Raw genomic sequence first — 18717 nt, forward strand, 5'->3', positions numbered from 1 at the left:
CACGCCAATCGTGGCTCTGAACGACACGATCCGTGATCTGGGCAGGTGGCTCTGAAGCGCACGACAGGTGGCTCCCTTGGAAGCCAGTATTCACTGCTTGCGGTTCCGGCGCTGGTCCTCGATGAGCCACCGCTCAATGATGTGCTCGAACCCGGTCAACACCGAGGCCCCCGGCCTGGCCAGCGGTGCCGGCGCCGCCGGGGAGAAGTCCTCCTGCTCGGCGTACTTGGCCACTGAGGTCCGGCTCACTCCAAGCCTTCGGGCGATCTCCCGCACCGGGACTCCCTGGGAATCGAGTCTTCTGATATTTTCTTGAACGGACATGGGTACCGTCATCTCACTTTCCAGCCCTTCCGGCGCATACGCTTCGCAATGGCAGCGCCGTAAGGAACTTATCTGGGAGGTGGCGGGCCCATGTCCCTGACACAGGCAGGGCCCCGAACCACCGGTTGATCTCTATCTCCAAGCCAGCCCCCGAAACCGCGAATTTCAGGAGAAAAGACTGGCCTGATTCTTACCGCTCTTTTGGCCTGAAACGAGCCACCAACTTGGCTCAAATTCCTGGCTGAAACGGCCTACAGATAGTCGATCACACACACCAGGGCTCGAACCGTGTCCAGGTCTTTGATTCCGGGTCCTGGAAGTAGCGCACGGACCGGAACCGGTGTTCGTCGATGCCCAGCATTCGGGGGCTGAGCTTGTCCACGTCGGGCAACTGCAGCACGCAGGCTTCGTTGACGGCAGCACGGACCATCCACCACGACACGGCGAAGCCGGCCGCGGTCTCCGAGAAGGCACGGCCCGAACGGATGACCGCGTCCACGAGCTGGTCCCGGAGCCGGCCGGTGGAGCGGGCACGGCGCGGTACCTGTGTCGTGGATTCAAAGAAGGACAGCCTCTCGCAGGCGGGTTCCTCGCAATACCAGCGGTAATTGGACCAGAAGACGTCCACCGTCCCGGCGACAGGGATGTCCCGGAGTCGTTGGAAGCGGCGTTCCTTCCGGCGGGTGGCAATCACCCCGCAGCTCGGACAGCCCGGTGGCTGGTCGGTTTCGAAAATGACCTGCCGGCGGCCGCCGGTAGTGACGGTGGTGGAGACGACGCGGTAGTCGGGCAGGTTGAAGAGGATGGTGGCAGCGTCAGCTGCCGCCCCGGTAGGCTCGTTCAAGGCTCGTGGTCCTGTTCCAGGTTGAATGCTTAGACACACTCATCCCAGCAGGGCCACGGGCCCTCTTGTCTTCAACGACACGAACTCAATTCCCCACGAACCACCAAGAGCCGACAACACTCTCAAATGCGATGAGCAGGCAATCAGCCCGCAGCTCGGACAGCCCAGTGGCTGGTCGGTTTCGAAAATGACCTGCCGGCGGCCGCCGGTAGTGACGGTGGTGGAGACGACGCGGTAGTCGGGCAAGTTGGAGAGGATGGTGGCAGCGTCAGCTGCCGCCCCGGTAGGCTCGTTCAAGGCTCGTGGTCCTGTTCCAGGTTGAATGCTTAGACACACTCATACCAGCAGGGCCACGGGCCTCTAGTCTTCAACGACACGAACTCAATTCCCCACGAACCACCAAGAACCCGGAAATGATCACAGGCCCACCATGATCGAAGCCCACCCGCCCATCAGCCTCTTGACAAACGTGCCTGGGCAGCACACCTAGATCGACGCGACGATTTCCGTCACATTGGCGGTGAAGGCATCCAAGCCGTAGTTGTGTCGAACGTAGGTTTGGCCGTAGGCCCCGGTGGATTGAAAGACGCTTTCCTGGTGATTCTCGAGGATGTAATCCCGCATGCTGTAGATGTTAGCGTGAATGTATTTCTCAGGGTAAAGGAATTCGACGCCCCGCCACGGCAGAAATAACGCTTGGTTGCCGGAAACAAAGGCCTCAGCGGGTGCTACGTGGAAGCTTTCGAAATCGCTGAGGGATAGAACAAAACCTACTTTAGCAAGTTCCACCGTCGTGTCCACCCAGCCCGCATAGCTTACCGCCTCAGACAGGCCATGATCGACTATAAATCTTTCGCACAATTCGTAATAATTACGCTCATCTTCGTCCCTCATGACCCACGGAAACTCTTCGGGACCCTTGCCGAATATGGTTAGCGAGTAACGAGCGTCTAGAAGGTGCAAGCTGCGTAACAATTCGAGCGCCTTGAGCAAACCTTTACGGCGGGGGACTGGCCCCACTAGGCCTAGACGGAACAGCCTGTCTACGCCACTGCCTTGGGCGTAGTTGTCCTCAATGATGAAATTGGGGACAACGCGCACTTTCGCACGGTCCACGCCAAAAGTCTCTATCATATCTTCAGCGGTGTGCGCACTGACTGAAATGAAGGAGTCGACGGCCGAGTGTCTCAGTTTGTGGCCAAAATCCCGATTTAATTCGAAAAGATGCAACCTCACGATGAGTTTTTGGTGGGGCTTCTTGTTCTCCGCGTACCATACTGCATTTCCAAGGAGCCATTCGCAGAAAATGACGTCCGCCCAGTTAAGGAGTTCAGTGCTCAGCGCTGGATCGTGGCTATCATGGCCTGGCCATTCATCAACGCGGATTTCATAAAATTCTTCGAGTGCCGGCAGAGCAGCCTTTATGAATTTTAGGTCATTACCCGCAACCAGCACACGGAGGCGGAGGCTCTTACGGATTTCTGCAAGGTCGCCCTGCTCAAGTGCGTCAAGCGTTTCCCTGATACGCGGACGAACGATGAGCCCCCCTATGGCGTTAGAGTGCCGCTGCACAAAGTCGGCGAAGGCGAGCAGGCTTGCGTCCGGGTAGCTTGTTGAGCCGTACTTGTACATCTGGTCAATCGCAACACGGATACCAACTGCACCGCGCAATTCCAGATAGCTTAGTCCGGTTGGTGCGAGGATCCGCTCGGCTTCGTCCCAAACCGTCAGATGGGAGGCCAAATCGCGCGAAGTGTATTGTTGGGTGGCGGAACGGACTGCGCTGACCGTCTTGTGGTAGACAATGCCGGGTTCATCAAGGTAGGTGATCTTCTCGGCGCTGCTCAGAACCTTTAGGAGGAAAATCGTGTCCTCGCCCATATGAAGATCTTCCGGCCACTCCACGTTGTGGTCCACCAGGAGTGACCTTCGCACCAAGGACGAGTTTGTAGTGCTTTGTTGACGGACAAGCTCAGCGATCTGGTCGAACCGAGATCCGTCGGTTGGGTAGTCCTTTACCCGATTCATAACGATGGTCGGTTTCCCTAGTTCCGCGACCTCGAGGGAAGTGCGCACGAGGTCAGTTGCCCCGGCGACGGCAAGGTCGTATTGGGCTCGCAAGGTCACGGCATAGACTTCGTCGTCAGGGTCCAGGAAGAAGACGAATTGGCCCTTCGCGGCGGCCACCCCGGTATTCCGCGGCCGTGACGGGGAGCCGCTATTGCTCTGGAGCTCTACGACGCTCCAATGTGGCCGTTGGACCTGCTTTGCCAGAATCTTGCCCACTGTCCCGTCCGTCGAGCGATCGTCGACAAAGATCACCTCAAAGTCGGAGGGTCCGAACTCCTGATCGATCCTCTCTAGCGAAGCGAAGCACCTGTCGATTTTAGTTTCGACGTTGTAGCAAGGAACAATAATGCTAATTTTCATGCCATTGACCTTGTCATTTGGTGTCTCATCTGTCAGTGCAACCTTCCCATTGTCGAGATCAGACATGGTAGAAATCGCCGGCGATTGTAGTTCCGCTGTGTCGCAAAACGGTGCCGATGAACTCACGGGGTGCGATTAGGTTGGCGACTTTGTGAAACGGAGTAAATTCATACCTCACGTCCGAGCCGAGCACGATCGGCGAGTCCACATATTCGGTGTGGAGCATGGCCCGCTTAATGTACTCCGGAGTCACCTGACTTTCTGGTAAGAGGACCACGAAGTGAGAAGTGGGGACCAATGATTTGGCCGTTACATCTTGTTTTAGCGCAAGAGCCGCGGAAACCACCGTGGCACCGTACCGATTGAACTCCGAGTAGAGGGCGCGCACGTCTTCATCAGGAATATCCGCGGACAGAACGAGCAATACACCCTGTGCTACGGAAGACAGGCCGCTAAACGACGTTAGGGCGGCCGAGGCCTGACTGGCGTTGGCGACCGGGTACACGACGGTTACTCGTTCGTCGAGGCGCTGATAGTTAATCCCCACCACGTCGAGAACTTGCTGGAAACGTGCCCTATACGTGTGATTTTTGAGCACGTTGTGTAGAGCAGCGTCCCTCTTCCGCTCGATCTCCTCGGCCGTAAGGTCCTTGAGCCCGTCATGGTTCTGGCCCACAAGCACCAAAGTATCTCCAAAAAACTCCTCGGCCGCCGCAAAATCGTTGCTGAGAACCAGAGTGTTGCTGGACATTAGCTCGAAGATGCGTCGCGCGAACATGGTTGGGGAGTCCGTCACGGTGTTGATATTCATTCCGAAGAGGCTGGACTTATAGACCTTTGCCAGCCCAGCGTGTGAAAGGGCCGGAACAGTGAGCGGGCGAAGTTCTGGGGGAAATGCGTGTAGTTCGTCAGTGGAGCCATAGAAGCGGTCAAAGATCTTGACGGGGCGCCCAGCCGACAGCGCCTTGCGGAAGATGGCAAGCATCTCTGCCGACCGCTCTTCATGGTTGGCGTACCAACTCCCAGCGAAGATCACTTCGTCCGTTCGCGACGAACCTCCGACGGGGTTGAACAGTCGTGGCTGTGTGGCGAACGGTAGGCAGTGGACACTCGGATGTCCGTAGTCCTTCCGGTACATCTCCACACAGTCCCGGTCGGTGGTGAATACATGATCGAACTTGACCGCAGTGGCCACAAAGTCATGCTCCCTGTCCGGATAGTGCGTGGGATCCTCCTTGTTCCAGAAGACAGTTGGTACATTTTCGGTCCGGCACCACTCCAAGATCCCCAGCAGCTCGCGGCGGTTCTCGTAGGCAAAGTTCCGGCTGGCGTAGACCCTTCCTTTCCAAGGGCGAGTGTTGGAGTCCACGCCTGACCAGGCCGACTCACACAGGAAGATGTCCGGTCGGTTGTCTTCGAGTTGCTGTTGCCACGAGTCAGGATCGAGAACAATGGGGTCAAATTCGTATTTGAAACTGTTAAAGGTAAATTCATCACAGATGAGGGCGACTTTAAATTCCCGGGGGTGACGGACCGCCGGGGCTACGGCTCGGAAGTTGCCGACCGCTTTCCGTGTGGCACCCGGGTCGGCAGTCGCCTCAAAGTGGAGTTCGTTCGAGATCTGCAGATCGGCGTCCGGTGCGTCCCATGTTTGGACGGCAATACGTAGTTCCACTGTGGACGACGGCACCCCAATACGGAACGTCCTCGCCCCGGTTGTTCGGGCATCGAGATACGCGTACGCACCGTACTCCTCTGAGTGTTTGAGGCCCGACACTGTTTCCATCCGGCCAGTAGCAGCGATGGCCTCGACGCGCAATAGGCCGCTCTTGGCAGTACCGAGGGCTGTGGCTCGGGCGATGTTCAGCGACAGTGTGAAGTTCCGCGAACCGTCCGTGGCCAGCCGTATCCAGACAGGCGACTTCTTTACGATGAAATCTGCGGCATTCGCCGACTGTGGGTCGAAAAGGAAGCCGGTGTCCTTCGACTGAATCGGCGGTGCAGACGGCCGTAGACCCTCTGCGGCCGACGCCGGAAGCGACTCGAAGGTGATCCGGTTCCGGATCGTCAGACGCTGAGCGTTCGCTTCCCATGCGGCGAATCCCAGCTCAACGGTGACGGCATTGGCAGGTGCATGCAGGCGAAAGGCAAATCGTCCGGAAGCATCTGTATTCACGTAGAAGTAGTCGCCCCGTGGACCCGACGGAACCTCGACCCGGGAGGGTGTAGCGACCCCGTACTTGTCGAGGAATTTCACAAACACGATTCCCGGCTTCGGAGTTCCAAAGACAGCCGAGTCGAGGACCTCAATTTGGCACTCGAGATCTTTGGTGTCATGCAGAGAGAAAGCACGCCATACTGGCGACGTGTCGAGGACAAAAGCAGTCGAGCAGTCCTCGCCCGGAGAAATCACAATCTGGCCGGTCCGCGCCCCGGCGTTGCCTGCTTTCAGTGTGGGCACCGGTTGGGAAATCGTCTGCTCGATCGCAATAGCATTTTGAAGGCTAAGTGAGCCGGGACTGGCCTTCCATACTGCGAAGCCGAGAGCGACAGAGGCGCAGCTAGTTGGGGTGCGAAGCTTAAACGTCGTGACGCCCTCTGGCCCTGGTACCAGATAGACGTAGTGGCCGTTCTTACCGGAGGCTAGCTTTGACTCACTTACGACCTCGCCGCCGTCCTGTTCGAAGTACCTTATCCAGACAACGCCAGCCTTGTCTGCAAGTTCCGTAGAGCGCTGGGCCACCCTTACGTGGACAGATAACTCTGAGTTTCCTGCCACCTCAGCTCGAAGCCAATGCGAGCGTTTGACGAGGGCGATACTTGAACCTGAAGGAAGCCCAGTGTCTAGTAGGAACTGTGTCCTGGGTTGTCCCGTGGGGGAATCGTGCCAGGTTCGCTGAAGTTTTGCCCGGGGCTTGTCTAGGATGGTCCGAAGCATGCGGTTCTCTCCAAATAGCTGAAAACTGTGTAAACGAATTTGACGCTGATGATTGGGCCGAAGATCAAACCGTGAAGTCTTCGACCCGGAGTCCAAGACCAAAGAGTTGCGAGAGCGCCGCTAGTGTCCTGAGCGCCGCTTTGCCATCACCATAGGGATTTACCGCGTTAGCCATGGAGTCGAAGTGCGCTTGCTCATTCAACAGGCGGTCCACTTCTTTGACGATCCGATCTTCGTCTGTTCCGATGAGGGCTACGGTACCTGCGTGGACAGCCTCGGGCCGTTCCGTGTTTTCACGCATAACGAGAACCGGCTTACCGAGGCTCGGCGCTTCTTCCTGAACTCCACCAGAGTCCGTGAGGACGATGTGGGCTAGCGCGAGCATACGGGTGAATTCACCGTATGCCAGTGGTTCGGTGACGATGATGTTCGGCTTGCCCTCTAGGGCAGGCAGCACAGTCTCGCGAACCGCTGGATTCTTGTGGGCAGGCAGCACTATAACAAGATCCGGCTCCGCATCTGCGATCCTGGCGAGCGCCCTGCCCATGCCTCGCATCGTATCGCCCTGATTTTCGCGGCGATGGGTGGTGACCAGAAGGATCTGTCGCCCGGTGCTGGCAAGCTCTTCCAACCGGTGGTCGGTGAACGGTATTTTCTTTCCGACGGTAGTGAGCAAGGCATCAATGACGGTGTTGCCGGTTACGACGACGTCATGGGGGTCCACCCCTTCTGCCACGAGATTTGCTTTGCTGACGCTGGTGGGAGCTAAATGCAGACTGGCGAGCTGGCTGGTCAGCTTGCGGTTGGCCTCCTCCGGAAACGGGGAGAAAAGGTCGCCGCTGCGAAGTCCGGCCTCAACGTGTACTACGGGAATGCTGTGGTAGAACGCGGCGATTGCTCCTGCCGTGGACGTCGTGGTGTCACCCTGGACTATCACAGCGTCGGGCTTGTCGTGGGTAAAAAGCTTGTCCAGGCCGTCAATTGTGCGGGTCATGATGGCGGAGAGAGACTGGCGTTGCTGAAGGATGTTCAGATCGTGATCCGGGACGACGCCGAAGAGTTCGTTGACTTGGTCAAGCATCTCCCGGTGCTGGCCAGTGACGGTGACTACGCAGTCAAACAGGTCCGAGTCCTGCAGGGCGGCGACGATCGGGGCCATTTTGATGGCCTCTGGCCTCGTCCCGAAGATGGGCATGATCGTAGGCACAGGTATTTCCCCCAAAAGAATAAATGGATGTCCGCCGGTAATGTTACGGGAACGCGCTCCGAAAGGCTGAATCGCTACCGCCCAGGGACTTATCGGAGCGACGGCCGGCGCGCGGTTCTAATTGCAGTGGCGGATCAACGAAAACTTAAAGTTCCCTCTTGCACTCTGCGGCGGCTCGCGCCACCCTGTTTGATAAGTTCAGGGTCTCACCCAGCGAGCCAAGGACCAGGCGTGGCAGCAACCCAAGAGACCAAGACGTATTCTTCCCACGGGGCCTCACAACGGTGGTTCCCGCTGATGCTGGCCCTATTTTCGCTGGTACTCGGTCCTCTCGGGTCTTCAGCAGTGGCGGCCGACACCCCAGTGTTCCCCGTCAGCGGATTCTTCGTAGCGGCTAGCACGAGTGATTCCGTGAACACACATAAGTTGCGGGCCATCAAGGCCGTTGGGGGCGACACCGTCATCACCTTTGGATCGCGACTGACGCCATCGAGTGTTGCCGGTGTTCCCCCAGACTGCCAGATTTCAGCGGTCAATTGCGCCCAGGCAGCCGCGAGCGGTGTTCGGCTGAACAGGGTTTTCACGTACGCTGACGCCAGCCCGTGGGGCTCCGCCGCCGTCCGATGCCCTCGCGACCGGAGCATCACCAACAACAACAAGCTGTTCACCGTGCTGGTAATATCCACAACCGGCGCCGGATGCGACGCCTCGAACAACCTCTACGACGTCGTGGTGGTTAGCGGCGGCAGCGCGCCAGGGGCGAGCGCCACCGGTTCCCTCGCCCGGGCCGCGGCAGCCCAAGCGATGAAGTTCTACCCGGGCATGCCCATCCCGGCCAACAGAGCCGATGTGGCATACCTCCCGGACCTGTCCTATCAGGACACGTTTAGGCAGTTCACGGACCGGTATCTGCAATATCAAGCAGCGGCCAACAACGTGAAAGGACTCTCCGGGTTCTATCTATCTACGGAGATGCCTCTCAACGATGGGGCGGTCTTTGAACCCGTTCTGAGCGTCTACCGGATACAGAACCAAGCCATCCGGGCCATCATGCCGGGCCGCGGCGCCATCGTGAGCCCTTACATCGATGCGCGCACCGCCGCGCCGGGCCACGGTACACCGGCCCAAGCACAGGGCGGGGCGCGCAACATAGCGCTCACAGCTGGCGGAACACCATTGAGCATCGCCGTCCAGGACGGGATGGGGACCGGCAAAGGCGGCGCCTACTTCGGCAGCGAGGCAAACTCGCCCGTGGACCAGTACGCGGCGGCCATGGTGGGAGCGGGCACCTGGGGCAGCAAATACGTGGCGCCGAACCGGGACTACTTCCAGGCGGCGGCCGCCGGAGTGGCCGGAACCGGGGCGACTCTCTGGGCCAACATGGAAGGGATGGCGCCCGCCAACGGAACCAATCCATGCGATGCAAACCTTCGCGGCCAGACGACGAAGGGGCGGATCGACCGGCAGCTCCAGCAGATGGCCAACGCCCCGCGCAAGATTATTTCATTCATGTGGGACACGTACTACACCTGCGTCGGGACCGGCGTGCCCCTGGCGCAGCAACTAAAGAACGAAAAAAATACTCCCATCATTACCGACAGCAGCTTTAGCGCCGCCTCCGGCGCATTGCAAGTAACCGGCTTCAACCTCAGCGGGGCGACCGTCGAACTGCAGTGGACCACTGGGGCAGGACTAGTGCAGTCCAAGACCGTGGCTGCGTCCGGCTATAGTCCATTGTTCGGCCAGCAGCAAGGGCTCAACCCGGGTCTTCAAAGCATCAATGCCAACGTGGGGGCAACGAGCCTCGGGGCGGGAAAGTTCTACATCGTCAAAGTTACAAACGGCTGGGGGACCGTCAACCCGTTTTATGCGAAGACCGGATGATGGACCGGCTTTCTCCGTAACGACCGGTCTCAGCCGGCGAGAACGAGCACGACTACCAACACCGGCACACTGACCGCTATGGCAATCACCAGAAGCAAGGCCACCAGGCGTTTGCGCCGGTAGTCGGCTTCCTCCGGAGTGGCGGCCTCGGCGGCGCGTTTCGCCTTCGGCTCGCGGACTTCAGAGGAAGGGGGTTCGGAGAGCGGCTCGGCGGCAGGCACCAGCGAGGTATCCGGGATGTCCTCACGGAAGCGGCGCCGCTTAAGGTGCCGGGGCGCGGGGACACGTGGGGGACTCGCCTCGGTGGAATGCTCCATCGCCTGTCCTCCTCGCTTTTTAGATCATCGCCTTAGCGATTTTGCCGGGCCGCCCTCAATTCTTACATCACCGGGCGCTCGAGGAGCATTCGGGCCGCAGCGACACATCGATCAGGCCGCCGGTTTCGATCACGAAGCGCCGCAGCCATTGAACCGGCGAGAAGTCTGGGTGGGACGCCACCATCTGGACGTCCGCCGTCGTGCACTGCTCCATCAGCCGTCCGGCCCGGGTGAGATGGTAACTGGACGTCACCACCGTGATGGATTTCCAGCCGTTTGCTGCGATCAGCTTCCGTATGGCTTGGGCCTCACCCCGGGTGTCGTAGTCAGCGGGGGTGAAGCAGACCAGGCCGGGGCTGGGGAACTGCGCCGTATTGCAGGCTTCGTCGGCCACCTTGTTGCCGGGGGTGTCCGTGTGCGAGAGCACCAGCACCGGGGCGCCGAGTTCCTGCTGGATCCGTTGCGCCACCGGCAGGCGTTCGGAACTGGCGCCGCCCAGCATGATGACCGCGTCCGTAGGGTGCACACTCAGGGGATCAACGTTGACGAACAACTGGACGGCGACGATCAGCCACAATACGGCCGCCCCAAGGGCGAACGCCAAGCCCTGCGCCGCGACGGGGGGCATCGCAGGCATCAGTCGGGGCATGCCTAAGAGTTTGGCACGTGCCCTGCTAACCACGAAATACGGTGCCGGCGCCGCGGCAGGTATCGTCCACCGCCGTTGTCGCCCCCGCGCGGTAGCGTAGGGCTGTGTCTGAACTTGTGACCCCCGAACTGCTCACCGTGGCCGAACTCTCCGAGTCCGAGCTCCTGGCCCGGATCTTCCCCCGGCTCCACGGCGGGGACAGCAGTACCCTCCTGCTGGGGCCCGGCGACGATGCCGCGGTCGTGGCGGCGCCGGACGGCCGGACGGTGGTCAGCATCGACACCCAGGTGGTGGACCAGGACTTCCGGCTGGAGTGGAACAACGGCTACCGGACCTCCGGCTACGACGTCGGCTGGAAAGCGGCCGCGCAAAACCTGAGCGACATCAACGCCATGGGCGCCCGCGCCACCTCGCTGGTCGTCAGCCTAACCATGCCCCCCGAAACCCTTGTGTCCTGGGTGGAGGACTTCGCCGACGGGCTGAGCGCCGGGATCCGCGAACTAGGCGCCCCGGACTGCGCCGTGGCCGGCGGAGACCTGGGCCGGGGACGCGAACTGGCCGTCAGCGTCGCCATCCTCGGCACCCTTGACGGACACGCCCCGGTGCTGCGGTCCGGCGCCCGGCCGGGGGACACCCTGGCGCTCGCCGGCACCGTCGGACGGGCCGCCGCCGGCCTGGCCCTGCTGGAATCCGCCACCCCCGTGCACGCCCTGACGCCGGAACAACGCGCCCTGATGGACACCCAGTGCCGGCCGCGGCCGCCGCTCGCGGCCGGTCCGCTGGCGCGGGCCGCCGGAGCCACCGCGCTGATGGACATCTCCGACGGCCTGGTCCGGGACGGGGCGCGGATGGCTGCGGCCAGCCACGCCGTGCTCAATCTTGATCCGGCGGCGCTCAAAGATCTCGCCGCGCCGCTGCTCCCGGCCGCCTCCCTGCTGGGCGAGGACCCGGTGCGGTGGGTCCTCGGCGGCGGCGAGGACCACGGCCTGCTCGCCGCCTTCCCCGCAGACGTTCAACTGCCTCACGGTTTCACTGCGATAGGCTCGGTAGAAGCCCCTGCAGCGACAGTCAGCGCGGGCGTGACCATAGCGGGCAGGCCCGCTGAAACTGTGGGATGGGATCACTTTGCAGACTAAAATTGCCGCCAACGCGCAAGCGATGAAGCGGTGGTTGGGCAAGGCGGAAACAACGCTTGGGAACCACAGCGACCGCCTGAACGCCATCAACATTTTTCCCGTGGCCGACGGCGACACCGGCACTAACCTCTACCTCACCGTGCGCGCCGCCGCCCGGGCGGCCCAGGGCGTCCCCACTGACACCACAGCCCGGCCGCTGGTCAACGGCAACACCCGGCCGCCCGTGGTAGGTCCGCCCGACCCCGCACAGAACGACGTTGGAGCCGTCCTGGCCCGGGCAGGCCAGGCCGCGATGGAACAGGCGCGGGGCAACTCCGGCACGCTCTTCGCTGTCTTCCTGTGCGCCGCCGCCGAACCACTGGCTGGGCACACCCGGCTCAGCTCTCCCCTGCTGGCCGCCGCCCTCAACCGCGCCCAGATCCGCGCCTGGTCCGCGCTGAGCGACCCGGTTCCCGGGACCATGCTCTCCGTGATGGAAGCGGCAGGCCGCGCCGCGGCCGTCGTCGACGCAGACCACGACGGCGACGACAGCAACCACACCCTCGGCCTGGCCCTGGATGCCGCCGTCGAGGCAGCCTTGGCCGCCGTGGTGCGCACCGAGGACCAGCTCGAAGCCCTGCACACCGCCCGTGTGGTGGATGCCGGCGGCGTCGGGATGCTCCTGGTCCTGGACTGCCTGCGTTCCGCCGTGCTCGGCGAAGAACTCCAGGAACAGCTGTTCGACGGCTTGCACGGCTATGATGTCCAGGCCCCGCACATCCACGCGGACCTGCCGCGCGATGACGGCGTGGAAGTCATGTGCACCATCACGCTCTCGCCGCTGGACGCGGCCACCATGCGGCAGCGGCTCGACGAGCTCGGCGAATCCGTCATCATGAGCCAGGTGGGCGGCGAGGCCGACGCCGACGGCGCCTACCGCTGGCGGGTCCACGTCCACGTGTCCGACGCCGCGCCGGCCGTCGCGTTGATCCGCTCCCTCGGCGAACCCTCCGACATCAGCGTCAGCGAACTCGCCCTGCCCCGGGATCCCGGTTCTCTTCCTCTGGAAGCAGTTCCCGGCGCAGCAGCGCGCAGCACGGACCTCGGCGGACATGGACGCTGAGCCTGGACTGGGCCTGGAACGCAGGATCGGGAAGCGCTCCGCGGCCGTCATCGAGAAGCACCTCGGGATCAGCACCGTCGGCGGGCTGCTGAACTACTTCCCGCGCCGCTACCTGAACCGCGGCGAGCTGACACCCATCAACGACGTTCCGCTTGATGAGGAAGTCACCCTGATTGCGCGGGTACTCTCCAACAGCACCCGGTCCATGCGCGCCCGCCGCGGTACGCTGACCGACGTCGTGATTTCCGACGACGCCGGGACCCCCGGCACGCTGAAGGTGAGCTTCTTCAACGGCTTCCGCGCCAAGGCCGAGCTGCAGCCGGGCAGGCGTGCTTTGTTCTCCGGCAAGGTGACCCGCTACGGCGGTTCGCTGGGCCTGACCAACCCCCAGTTCCAGCTGCTGGACGAAGACCCGGATGTCCCCGGGATGGACCCGGAGAAGCTCGCCGCGATGCCCATCCCGGTGTACCCGGCCACCGCCAAACTGACCAGCTGGTCCATCCAAAAGGTCATCGCCACGCTGCTGGAAACCGCGGACCTGGGCGCCCTGCCGGATCCGCTGCCGGAGAAGATCGCCGCCCGGGAAAAGTTCCTGCCCGTCGCGGACGCCTACCGGCTCATCCACGCCCCGCAGGCTGTTGGCGACTGGCAGCGTGCCCGGGACCGCTTCCGCTACCAGGAAGCCCTGGTGCTGCAGGCGGCGCTGGCCCGGCGCCGCGCGCAGCTGGCGGCCGAGGAAGCCACCGCACGCCGTCCGGCGGCTGAGGGTCTGCTGACCGCCTTCGACCGGCAGCTGCCGTTCACCCTGACCGCCGGCCAGACCGCCGTCGGCAAGACCCTCGCCGAGGAACTGGCACTGGACTCGCCAATGAACCGGCTGCTGCAGGGCGAGGTGGGCTCGGGCAAAACCATCGTTGCCCTGCGCGCCATGCTGCAGGTGGTCGACGCCGGCGGACAGGCCGCGCTGCTGGCCCCCACCGAGGTCCTCGCGGCCCAACACTTCGACTCGATCCGGCGCACCCTCGGACCGCTCTCGCGGGACGGGCTGCTCGGCGGCCTCGGCCCGGACTCGGTCCAGGTGACCCTGCTGACCGGCTCCATGCCCACCGCCGCCCGGAAACAAGCCATGCTGGACTCCGCCTCCGGGACCGCAGGCATCGTGATCGGCACCCACGCCCTGCTGAGCGAGAACGTCTCCTTCTACGACCTAGGGATGATCGTGGTGGACGAACAACACCGCTTCGGCGTCGAACAGCGGGACGTCCTGCGATCCAAGGCCAGTAAACCGCCGCACCTGCTGGTCATGACCGCGACGCCCATTCCGCGCACCGTGGCCATGACGGTCTTCGGCGACCTGGAAACCTCGGTGCTGGACGAACTGCCGGCCGGCCGCGCGCCGATCTCCACCCATGTGGTGGGCCTCGCTGAACACCCGGCCTGGGCCACCCGGATCTGGTCCCGCTCACGCGAGGAGATCGACGCCGGCCACCAGGTCTACGTTGTCTGCCCCAAGATCGGCACCGACGACGACGGCGACTTCAGCCCCGGCGAAGCGGAGCCCACCGACGCGGACCTGGCCGAGACCGGCGCCCGGGAACTCGCGTCGGTGACCGGCGTCGTTGAACTACTGCGGGACGAACCGGCGCTGGCCGGCGTCAGCGTGGCACCGCTGCACGGCCGGCAGGATCCGACGCTGAAGTCGGACACCATGGCGTCGTTCACCGCCAACCGGACCCAGCTACTGGTCTCCACCACGGTGATCGAAGTCGGCGTGGACGTGCACAACGCCACCCTCATGGTGATCCTGGACGCGGACCGTTTCGGTATCTCCCAGCTCCACCAGCTCCGCGGCCGTGTGGGCCGCGGCGGCCTGCCCGGAACCTGCCTGCTGGTCACCAGCCTCGAACCGGGCCATCCCAGCCGGCGCCGGCTCGACGCGGTGGCGGCCACCACCGACGGTTTCGAACTCTCGCAGGAGGACCTCAAGCTCCGCCGCGAGGGGGACATCCTGGGCGCCTCGCAGTCCGGCGGCCGCTCGACGCTGAAACTGCTGCGGGTGCTGGAACACGAGGACGTGATCGCGCGCGCCCGGCAGGACGCCCAGGCGATCGTGGGGGCGGACCCGGGCCTGGACCGCCACGCTGCGCTTGCCGCGGCCATTGATGACTACCTCAACCCTGAAAAGGAGGCGTTCCTTGAACGCGGTTAGGAACGCAGTTCGAACACCCGGCGGAGCCGGACAGGAGCTGCAACCATGAGCCGGATCATCGCCGGCGCCGCAGGCGGCACCCCGCTTGCCAGTGTCCCGGGATCCTTGACCCGGCCCACGACCGACCGGGTCAAGGAAGCGCTCTTCTCCCGGCTGGACGCCTTCGAGATCATCGCGGAAGCTAGGGTACTGGACCTTTACGCCGGGTCAGGGTCGCTCGGCGTGGAAAGCGCCAGCCGCGGGGCAGGCACCGTGGACCTGGTCGAATTCGACGGCAAGGCCAGCGAGGTCTGCCAGCGCAACGCGGACCTGGTCAACACGGTCGCGGGGCACAAGGTCGTCTCCGTGCACCGTTCCAAGGTCGAATCGTTCCTGGAACGGGCCGCCGAAGGAACCCGGTGGGACCTGGTCTTCCTGGACCCGCCCTACCCGCTGGACGAGGTGGGCCTGGCAGCGGTGCTCGCCAAGCTGCTCCCGCACTTGGCCGAGGGCGCCGTCGTCGTGGTGGAGCGCTCCACCCGCACCCCGGAACCGGACTGGCCGGACGGCCTGGAGCGGTTCGCGGAGAAGAAATACGGCGAAACCCGGCTCTGGTTCGCCGAGCCCGGCGTGGATGAGGGCCCGGAAGCAATGCTGGCGGACGGGGAGTAGTCCGGTTTCTTCGGCGCAGCCACCACACCTGGCGCCGGAGCCCGGACATGCCCCGCGCCGGGGTCGGCGGATGGACATATTCCGCTTATGTCCGGTCCTGGGCGCGAAGACTGGACATGTCCTCCCGAGGGAGCAGCCCGGCCACCCCACTTAGCCCGACAGTACGTCCAGCTCCACGCCGGCGAGAACCTTCGCCGGGTGCGGACCGCGGGCGGTGAGCGCGGCGGTCCAGGCGTAGGGCCACGGACCCTGCGTCCCGGTCAGGATGATGTTGCCGGGCTGCCGGCCGGCGAACATGGACGTCTCGGCGAAGGCCGCTACGTCGGCCATCGCCCGGCGCAGCGCCGCCACCTGGCTCCGGACCAGGGTGAGGCCCGGCTCGTCGCCGACATTGACGATCAGCACACCCCGAGGGGTCAGCCGGGCGGCAGCCTCCTGGTAGAACTCCGTGCAGGCGATGTGTTCCGGCGCCTCGGGGCCGGAGAAGATGTCCAGGATTACGACGTCGAAGCCCAGCTCCGGGGGCAGTGTGGCCAGCGACTCCCGGGCGTCGCCGATCACGGTCTGCAGCTGCGTCCCCTCCGGCAGCGGGAGTTGTTGCAATACAAAATCCAGAAGCTCCCGCTCCAGCTCCACCGCGTACTGCACGGACCCCGGCCTGGTCGCCTGGATGTAGCGTGCCAGCGTCAGGGCACCGGCGCCCAGGTGCAGGGCCGTGACGGGCTCACCCCACGGCGCCGCGAGATCCACCACGTGGCCGATCCTGCGCAGATACTCGTAGAAGATGTCGGCGGGGTCTGCCAGGTCGACGTGGGACTGCTCGGCCCCGCCGATGCTCAGCACGTACCCGCCCTCGGTGAACGCATCGGGTTCGATCACGGCGTGCTGGCCGGTGGTGCGCAGGAAGCGGCTGGCTGCCCGGATTTCGTCCGCGCTCACAGCCTGTCCCGGAGGGTGGCGAGCCGTTCGGCGGCTTCTTCGAGGACTGAGGTCTTCTTGCAAAAAGCGAAGCGGAGCAGGCTGCGGGTCCGTTCGGCGCCGTCGGGGTGGCAGAAGACCGGGACCGGGATGGCGGCGACGCCCACCAGGCCCGGCAGCCGGCGGGCCAGGTCCACCGAATCGGAGATGCCCAGCGGGGCGGTGTCCACGTTGACGAAGTAGGTTCCCTGCGGGGTCAGCACGTCCAGGCCTGCCGCGCGCAGCCCCTCGCTGAGGATGTCGCGCTTGAGCCGCAGGGTGTCGGCGATGCCGGCGTAGAACTCGTCGGGCAGGCCCAGGCCCACCGCGATGGCGCTCTGGAACGGGGTCCCGGAACTGTAGCTGAGGAACTGCTTGACAGTCCGGGCGGCGGCGACCAGGTGGGCGGGGCCGCTGAGCCAGCCGATCTTCCAGCCGGTGAAGGAAAACGTCTTGCCGGCGGACGAAATAGTCAGGGTGCGTTCGGCTGCGCCGGGCAGCGTGGCGACCGGCAGGTGCGCCACGCCGAAGGTGAGGTGTTCGTAGACCTCGTCGGTGATGATCACGGCGTCGTACTTGGTGGCAAGTTCGACGACGCGTTCGAGCACCTCGCGCGGAAACACCGTGCCGGTGGGGTTGTGCGGGTTGTTCACCAGCACCACCTTGGTGCGGTCGCTGAACGCCGCCGCCAGGGCATCGAGGTCGGGCATGAAGTCGGGTGCCAGCAGCGGCGCGGTGACATGCCGGGCGCCGGACAGGCCAATGATCGCACCGTAAGAGTCATAGAACGGTTCGAAGGTGAGGACCTCATCGCCGGGACCCACCAGCGCCAGCAGCGCGGCGGCGATCGCCTCGGTGGCGCCGGTGGTGACAATGATTTCGGTCTGCGGATCCGGACTGAGCCCGTAAAAGCGCTGCTGGTGGTCGGAGATGGCCTCCCGCAGCTCCAGGATGCCCTTGCCGGGGGCGTACTGGTTGGCTCCGGCAGCGATCGCGGCCTGGGCGGCGTCCTTGATCTCCGCCGGGCCGTCCTCATCCGGGAAGCCCTGGCCAAGGTTGATGGCACCGGCGGCCAGCGCCAACGTGGTCATCTCCTCGAAGATGGTGACGCCGAGATCTCCGCCGGGGGAGAGCAGGTTGGCGCCCGTGGCCGCACGCTGCCAAGGGGAGAGCGGTTGCCCGCTCACCGGGTCCCCGCCTTCTGGTCCCGTCCGGTGAACTTGTCCATGGTGGTGTAGATCCCGAAAATCCTGCCGCCGACGAAGTCCCAGGCCCGGACCGGCAGCAGCCCGCGCAGCACCTTGCCCAGCTGCGCCGTCGCCGGGGCGATCAGCTGCGCACGGCCGGCCAGCGTGGCACGCCAGGCGCGGTCGACGGCGTCGTCCGGGGTCATCAGCGGCGTGAACAGCGGGCCGCTCGCGCCGGCGAACATGCCGGTGGAGACGTAGCTGGGGCAAAACGTGGTCACCTTGAGATGGTGATAGCCCTGCTGTTCGAGTTCGAGCCGGAGCGAGTCGCTCCAGCCGATGACCGCCCACTTGGAGGCGGCGTACACGCTCATCCGCGGGTTGGACACGGTGCCCGCGGCGGAGGCGATGTTCAGGATCCGGCGCGGCCGGCCACCGTCGGCCATCATGGCCGGCAGGAACGCGTGGGTGGCATACATCGGGGCGAGGGCATTGATGTCCATGGTCAAGGCAATGTCACGGTCGGGCTGGTGGTCCCAGAACAGGGCGCCGCGGACGATTCCCGCATTGTTGACCAGCAGCGTCAGCGGACCCTCCGACGCGGCCTCCCCGGCGGCCTCCGCAATGGCCTCCCGGCTGGCCAGATCCACCCGCCGGACGACGGCGCGCGCCCCGAGCGCCGTGACCTCGCCGGCCGTCCGGGCCAGCCCGTCGGCGTCGACGTCCCAAAGAATGACGACGGCGGCACCTTCCCGGGCCGCGCGCAGGGCGTAAAGGCGGCCCATGCCCGTGGCGGCCCCGGTCACAAGGACGACGCCTCCGGAAACAGTGAACGGCGCGCGCACGTATTCGGCAGAAGAACTGAGTGATCCTGACATTCCG

General features: G+C 64.0%; 16 protein-coding genes. 5 read left to right on the forward strand and 11 right to left on the reverse strand.

Going from position 1 to position 18717, the window contains the following annotated elements:
* Positions 1-90 precede the first annotated feature (90 nt).
* The 6 genes from ABIB14_RS14890 to wecB form a co-directional block, all read right to left on the reverse strand.
* The gene (locus tag ABIB14_RS14890; RefSeq protein ID WP_354236694.1) at positions 91-336 is read right to left on the reverse strand and encodes a helix-turn-helix domain-containing protein; all 246 of its coding nucleotides are present in this window, start codon (positions 334-336) and stop codon (positions 91-93) included.
* A gap of 253 nt (positions 337-589) precedes the next feature.
* On the reverse strand, positions 590-1168 hold the full coding sequence (locus tag ABIB14_RS14895; RefSeq protein ID WP_354236695.1) for a transposase family protein: 579 nt from the start codon (positions 1166-1168) through the stop codon (positions 590-592).
* Positions 1169-1207: 39 nt separating this feature from the next.
* Complete coding sequence (locus ABIB14_RS14900; RefSeq protein WP_354236696.1) at positions 1208-1465, reverse strand: hypothetical protein; 258 nt, start codon at positions 1463-1465, stop codon at positions 1208-1210.
* A gap of 189 nt (positions 1466-1654) precedes the next feature.
* Positions 1655-3664 (reverse strand): glycosyltransferase, encoded by a 2010-nt coding sequence (locus ABIB14_RS14905; protein WP_354236697.1) that lies wholly within the window; start codon positions 3662-3664, stop codon positions 1655-1657.
* Positions 3657-6536, reverse strand: a complete 2880-nt coding sequence (locus tag ABIB14_RS14910; protein ID WP_354236698.1) for a CgeB family protein — start codon at positions 6534-6536, stop codon at positions 3657-3659. The genes ABIB14_RS14905 and ABIB14_RS14910 overlap by 8 nt, the downstream gene beginning before the upstream one ends.
* A 64-nt stretch (positions 6537-6600) precedes the next feature.
* Complete coding sequence (gene wecB, locus ABIB14_RS14915; RefSeq protein ID WP_502909681.1) at positions 6601-7731, reverse strand: non-hydrolyzing UDP-N-acetylglucosamine 2-epimerase; 1131 nt, start codon at positions 7729-7731, stop codon at positions 6601-6603.
* 423 nt (positions 7732-8154) lie between these two features.
* Between wecB and ABIB14_RS14920 the strand changes: the two genes are divergently transcribed.
* The gene (locus ABIB14_RS14920; RefSeq protein ID WP_354236700.1) at positions 8155-9627 is read left to right on the forward strand and encodes a hypothetical protein; all 1473 of its coding nucleotides are present in this window, start codon (positions 8155-8157) and stop codon (positions 9625-9627) included.
* 29 nt (positions 9628-9656) lie between these two features.
* Here ABIB14_RS14920 and ABIB14_RS14925 read toward each other — a convergent pair whose 3' ends face one another.
* Together ABIB14_RS14925 and ABIB14_RS14930 are read right to left on the reverse strand one after the other, a co-directional pair.
* A complete protein-coding gene (locus tag ABIB14_RS14925) occupies positions 9657-9944 on the reverse strand; it encodes a hypothetical protein (protein ID WP_354236701.1) in 288 nt (95 codons plus the stop codon).
* Between the two features lie 67 nt (positions 9945-10011).
* On the reverse strand, positions 10012-10593 hold the full coding sequence (locus ABIB14_RS14930) for a YdcF family protein (protein ID WP_354236702.1): 582 nt from the start codon (positions 10591-10593) through the stop codon (positions 10012-10014).
* A gap of 104 nt (positions 10594-10697) precedes the next feature.
* Here ABIB14_RS14930 and ABIB14_RS14935 point away from each other — a divergent pair, with 104 nt between their 5' ends.
* From ABIB14_RS14935 to rsmD, 4 genes are read left to right on the forward strand one after another with little or no spacing between them, the layout of a single operon-like run.
* Positions 10698-11729 (forward strand): thiamine-phosphate kinase, encoded by a 1032-nt coding sequence (locus tag ABIB14_RS14935; protein WP_354236703.1) that lies wholly within the window; start codon positions 10698-10700, stop codon positions 11727-11729.
* A 22-nt stretch (positions 11730-11751) separates the two neighbouring features.
* Positions 11752-12831, forward strand: coding sequence for a DAK2 domain-containing protein (locus tag ABIB14_RS14940; RefSeq protein ID WP_354236743.1), 1080 nt, complete (start codon positions 11752-11754; stop codon positions 12829-12831).
* Positions 12821-15040, forward strand: coding sequence for an ATP-dependent DNA helicase RecG (locus tag ABIB14_RS14945; protein WP_354236704.1), 2220 nt, complete (start codon positions 12821-12823; stop codon positions 15038-15040). Before ABIB14_RS14940 ends, ABIB14_RS14945 begins: the two co-directional genes overlap by 11 nt.
* A gap of 45 nt (positions 15041-15085) precedes the next feature.
* Positions 15086-15691 (forward strand): 16S rRNA (guanine(966)-N(2))-methyltransferase RsmD, encoded by a 606-nt coding sequence (gene rsmD / locus ABIB14_RS14950; RefSeq protein ID WP_354236705.1) that lies wholly within the window; start codon positions 15086-15088, stop codon positions 15689-15691.
* Positions 15692-15841: 150 nt separating this feature from the next.
* Here the strand turns inward: rsmD and ABIB14_RS14955 are convergent, their stop codons facing one another.
* Genes ABIB14_RS14955 through ABIB14_RS14965 form a run of 3 tightly spaced genes read right to left on the reverse strand, consistent with a single transcriptional unit; the run spans position 15842 to position 18713 of the window.
* Positions 15842-16630: a spermidine synthase gene (locus ABIB14_RS14955; protein WP_354236706.1), complete on the reverse strand. Its 789-nt coding sequence runs from the start codon at positions 16628-16630 to the stop codon at positions 15842-15844.
* Positions 16627-17835 (reverse strand): aminotransferase class I/II-fold pyridoxal phosphate-dependent enzyme, encoded by a 1209-nt coding sequence (locus tag ABIB14_RS14960; RefSeq protein WP_354236707.1) that lies wholly within the window; start codon positions 17833-17835, stop codon positions 16627-16629. Before ABIB14_RS14960 ends, ABIB14_RS14955 begins: the two co-directional genes overlap by 4 nt.
* Positions 17832-18713, reverse strand: a complete 882-nt coding sequence (locus tag ABIB14_RS14965) for an SDR family NAD(P)-dependent oxidoreductase (protein WP_354236708.1) — start codon at positions 18711-18713, stop codon at positions 17832-17834. Before ABIB14_RS14965 ends, ABIB14_RS14960 begins: the two co-directional genes overlap by 4 nt.
* Between the last annotated feature and the right edge of the window lie 4 nt (positions 18714-18717).

The organism is Arthrobacter sp. UYEF3 (assembly GCF_040546245.1).
GTDB lineage: Bacteria > Actinomycetota > Actinomycetes > Actinomycetales > Micrococcaceae > Arthrobacter.

Bases quoted from the DNA above. Each gene is read 5' to 3' on its own strand.
- rsmD (WP_354236705.1), top strand. From the start codon at position 15,086: ATGAGCCGGATCATCGCCGGCGCCGCAGGCGGCACCCCGCTTGCCAGT.
- ABIB14_RS14925 (WP_354236701.1), bottom strand. From the start codon at position 9,944: ATGGAGCATTCCACCGAGGCGAGTCCCCCACGTGTCCCCGCGCCCCGG.
- ABIB14_RS14905 (WP_354236697.1), bottom strand. From the start codon at position 3,664: ATGTCTGATCTCGACAATGGGAAGGTTGCACTGACAGATGAGACACCA.
- ABIB14_RS14910 (WP_354236698.1), bottom strand. From the start codon at position 6,536: ATGCTTCGGACCATCCTAGACAAGCCCCGGGCAAAACTTCAGCGAACC.
- ABIB14_RS14940 (WP_354236743.1), top strand. From the start codon at position 11,752: ATGAAGCGGTGGTTGGGCAAGGCGGAAACAACGCTTGGGAACCACAGC.
- ABIB14_RS14890 (WP_354236694.1), bottom strand. From the start codon at position 336: ATGACGGTACCCATGTCCGTTCAAGAAAATATCAGAAGACTCGATTCC.
- ABIB14_RS14930 (WP_354236702.1), bottom strand. From the start codon at position 10,593: ATGCCCCGACTGATGCCTGCGATGCCCCCCGTCGCGGCGCAGGGCTTG.
- ABIB14_RS14965 (WP_354236708.1), bottom strand. From the start codon at position 18,713: ATGTCAGGATCACTCAGTTCTTCTGCCGAATACGTGCGCGCGCCGTTC.
- ABIB14_RS14945 (WP_354236704.1), top strand. From the start codon at position 12,821: ATGGACGCTGAGCCTGGACTGGGCCTGGAACGCAGGATCGGGAAGCGC.
- wecB (WP_502909681.1), bottom strand. From the start codon at position 7,731: ATGCCCATCTTCGGGACGAGGCCAGAGGCCATCAAAATGGCCCCGATC.